We start from the raw sequence: 2,975 nt of genomic DNA on the forward strand, positions 1-2,975 counted from the left end.
TCGCCCTTATTCTCGTCTCCAACCTCCTTCACCTCGTACTGCCCTCATTCAGCCGGATGGATGTCATCGCCGACATGACAATGGTGCTCGTCTTCGGCCTGGCAGCTGATCTCTTCAACACCTGGGTCACCAATGCTCAGGGGCTGAGATGGTACCTTAGCCGGCCAAGAAAGGCAGCAAGGGGGCAGAAGAGATGAGCCTGATACAAGACCTGTCTAAAGACAAGAGGGTACTATTATTCGCCTTATTCCTAGCGGCGGCGTTGATCTGTTTGGGGGCCTTCGGCCTTAAGTACGGCCTGGACCTTCAGGGCGGATCGTACCTTCAGCTCAAGCTGCAGGGGGCTATGGTCCAGGTGGATGCCGATCCTGAGAGCATTCTCCAGTACCAGTTTGCCAACAGCTCCGTGGATAGGCATGGCGACAGCTATATTGTGACCGTGCCGGGCAAGATCGATGCGACGTTGCCCACCGACGTGGGATATCTGGGCGCAGAGACGGCAGCACTTGCCAACGCCACTAAGATCACCATACCTGCTGCTCCCGAGACGATAATCATCACCTACCTGCAAAAGAACCTTGATGCTGACGTCAAGATAGTGCAGTTTGCTCCCGTCCTATATGAGATCAGGACCAACGTCACCAGGGAATCCCTTGATGCCCTTCTCGCTCCGGTAGGAGGAAAGGTGCCCATTGGCGAGGATACCTTCGTCGAGGGGCTGACCAAGGACACCGTGGAAGAGACTAAAAGGGTTCTTGACTCCAAGCTCAACCGCCTGGGGCTGCAGGACATCAGAGTGAGGATGGTGGATAACAAGTACATCCTCATCGACCTTGCGGGAATGGATGTGGCCTCAGCTCAGGATATTGTGGGCAAGCCTGGCAAGTTCGAGATCAGGATCCAGACTGAGGACAACCAGACCATGCATGTCATCTATGGAGATGCAGTTGAGTCTGTGGATATCCCCAGAGGAGATCAGCAGGGCAATTGGGGAGTGCCCTTCACCCTCTCCGAGGAGGGGGCGGCAGCCTTCCAGAAAGCAGCCATAGATACGGGCGCGGTCAAGAATCCCGAAGCTCACCCCATAACCATGTACCTGGATAAGGATCCAGTCTTCAGCGCACCCTTATCCCCAGAGCTGGCGAGCAGTCTGCAGAAGGTTCCCTCTCGCGGGTTGGAGGCGCGCGTGGGCGCCGGAGATGAGGGCTCCCAGGATGCAAAACAGCTTCAAATTCACCTGCAAGAGGGCGCTCTGCCGGTCAATGTGGAGATCGTGGGATCAGGCCAGGTATCTGCCGCTCTGGGCAAGCAGTTCAAGATCCAGATGGTCATAGCCGGTCTGATAGCTCTGCTCGCAGTTGCGGGCATGATATACTACCGCTACCGTGAGAGGAGAATAGTTCTGCCCATGCTCTTTACCTCCCTGAGCGAGGTGGCGATAATGCTGGGCGTCTGGTCCCTGGCCAAATGGCAGCTCGATCTGGCCAGCCTGGCCGGCATCATCATGGTGATAGGGACGGGCGTCGATCAGCTGGTCATCATCACCGATGAGGTGATCCGAGGAGGTGAAGCAGCGCCAGCTGCATCCGACCGGAGCATAAAGGAGAGAGCGGCGGAGGCCGCGGATAAGGCGGGCGTGGGCAAAGTGGCCGCCACCACCAGCAAGATCTATTTGAGCCGTCTGTCCCGGGCCTTTGCCATAATCCTGGGCGCAGCAGCGACGACGATCATGGCCATGCTGCCGCTTCTCTATATGGGATTCGGTGCCTTGACCGGATTCGCCCTGATCATCATCATTGGAGTGGTCCTAGGAACGCTGGTGGCCAGACCTGCCTATGGCAGAATCATAGGTTACATTCTGGGCACGCACTAGACGGAAAAGAAGTAAAATCAGGAGAGGTTATCGGCTGCAGGCCGGAAGATGGTCTGCAGGCCAAATTTTTTGCCCTATTTTTTCATCATTCCATTGATGGTGGCACCAGCGAAAGCTGCACCTATGACGATGTTCAAGAAATAGGTGATCAAGCGCCACAGGACGATGAGAGGCAGCAGCAAGGCAGGAGAGACAAAGGTGGAATAAAGGTAGCTCATCCCCAGCTCGGCTATGCCGCTGGCTCCAGGGGTCAACGGCAAGAGGCTCAATATCGCCAGGATGTTCTGGGCGGTGACTGAGAGGAGAATGCTAGGGTCCTGAGCCATACCCGCCAATAAGGCAGAGGGAACCAGAAAATCGCTAAACCAGATTAATGCCGTCATCACCACCAGTACCGGCAAACAACGCATTGTCTCTTTAGCAAGCTGAATTCCTGCGTCCCTGAATAGCCATATCTCCCGCTCTATGGTGAGGACGATGGCTCGGTTGCCGGTCTTCTTCTTGATCCACTCCATCAGACGGGCAACCCTCTTCGGCCGGATGATGAGCTGCCTGAGAAATGCCAGGAAAACCAGGAGAAAGAGCAGGAATATCGCTCCAACCTTCAGGCCGAATCCGGCGAAAAAGCCGGAGACCATGAGAAAAAAGGCCAGCGAGGTCAAAAAGAATATGCTGTCAAGTAGCCTCTCGCTTATCACCACCGCCGTCGCAGCACCATAGCTCATGCCATCATCTGCCAGGACCTTGATTCGCAGGGGCTCTCCTCCAGCAGAGGATGGAGTGATAGCGGCAAGGAAGTTCGAGGCCAGGGTGCATCTGAAGGAGAGAGGGAAGGCTATTTGGTGGCCGGCCATGGATGCAAGCAGCTTGAGCCTGAGAGCGTAAAGCATCCAGGAGAGCACGTGAAGGGCTACCGCCAGAAAAAGGAACCACCCGTTGACCCGGGAGATCAACTCCCAACTTATGTCAGCATCGGTATAATAGAGAATGAAGATAATGGAGGCCAGGCTCATCAGAGCTGCGAACAATGTGGCCTTCAATCTCTCATTCATCAATTGGAAGGTAGATCTATTCTGTAAATACTTATTGACTCGAAGATCTC

2 protein-coding genes and 1 pseudogene are annotated in these 2,975 nt (G+C 55.1%); 2 read left to right on the forward strand and 1 reads right to left on the reverse strand.

Annotated features, from left to right (window positions below; genetic code table 11):
• Both BP727_RS10805 and BP727_RS10810 read left to right on the forward strand, forming a co-directional pair.
• A pseudogene (locus BP727_RS10805) lies at positions 1-197 on the forward strand (preprotein translocase subunit SecF); the annotation flags it as partial.
• Positions 194-1,873 carry a preprotein translocase subunit SecD gene (locus BP727_RS10810; RefSeq protein ID WP_286858786.1) on the forward strand — a complete coding sequence of 560 codons (1,680 nt, stop codon included), beginning with the start codon at positions 194-196 and terminating at the stop codon, positions 1,871-1,873. The pseudogene BP727_RS10805 and the gene BP727_RS10810, both read left to right, overlap by 4 nt.
• Before the next feature lie 74 nt (positions 1,874-1,947).
• Here the strand turns inward: BP727_RS10810 and BP727_RS10815 are convergent, their stop codons facing one another.
• Positions 1,948-2,925, reverse strand: a complete 978-nt coding sequence (locus BP727_RS10815; RefSeq protein WP_273278956.1) for a lysylphosphatidylglycerol synthase transmembrane domain-containing protein — start codon at positions 2,923-2,925, stop codon at positions 1,948-1,950.
• Positions 2,926-2,975 lie beyond the last annotated feature (50 nt).

The sequence above is a fragment of the Methanosaeta sp. UBA356 genome (assembly GCF_002496465.1).
Taxonomy (GTDB): Archaea; Halobacteriota; Methanosarcinia; order Methanotrichales; family Methanotrichaceae; genus Methanothrix; species Methanothrix soehngenii.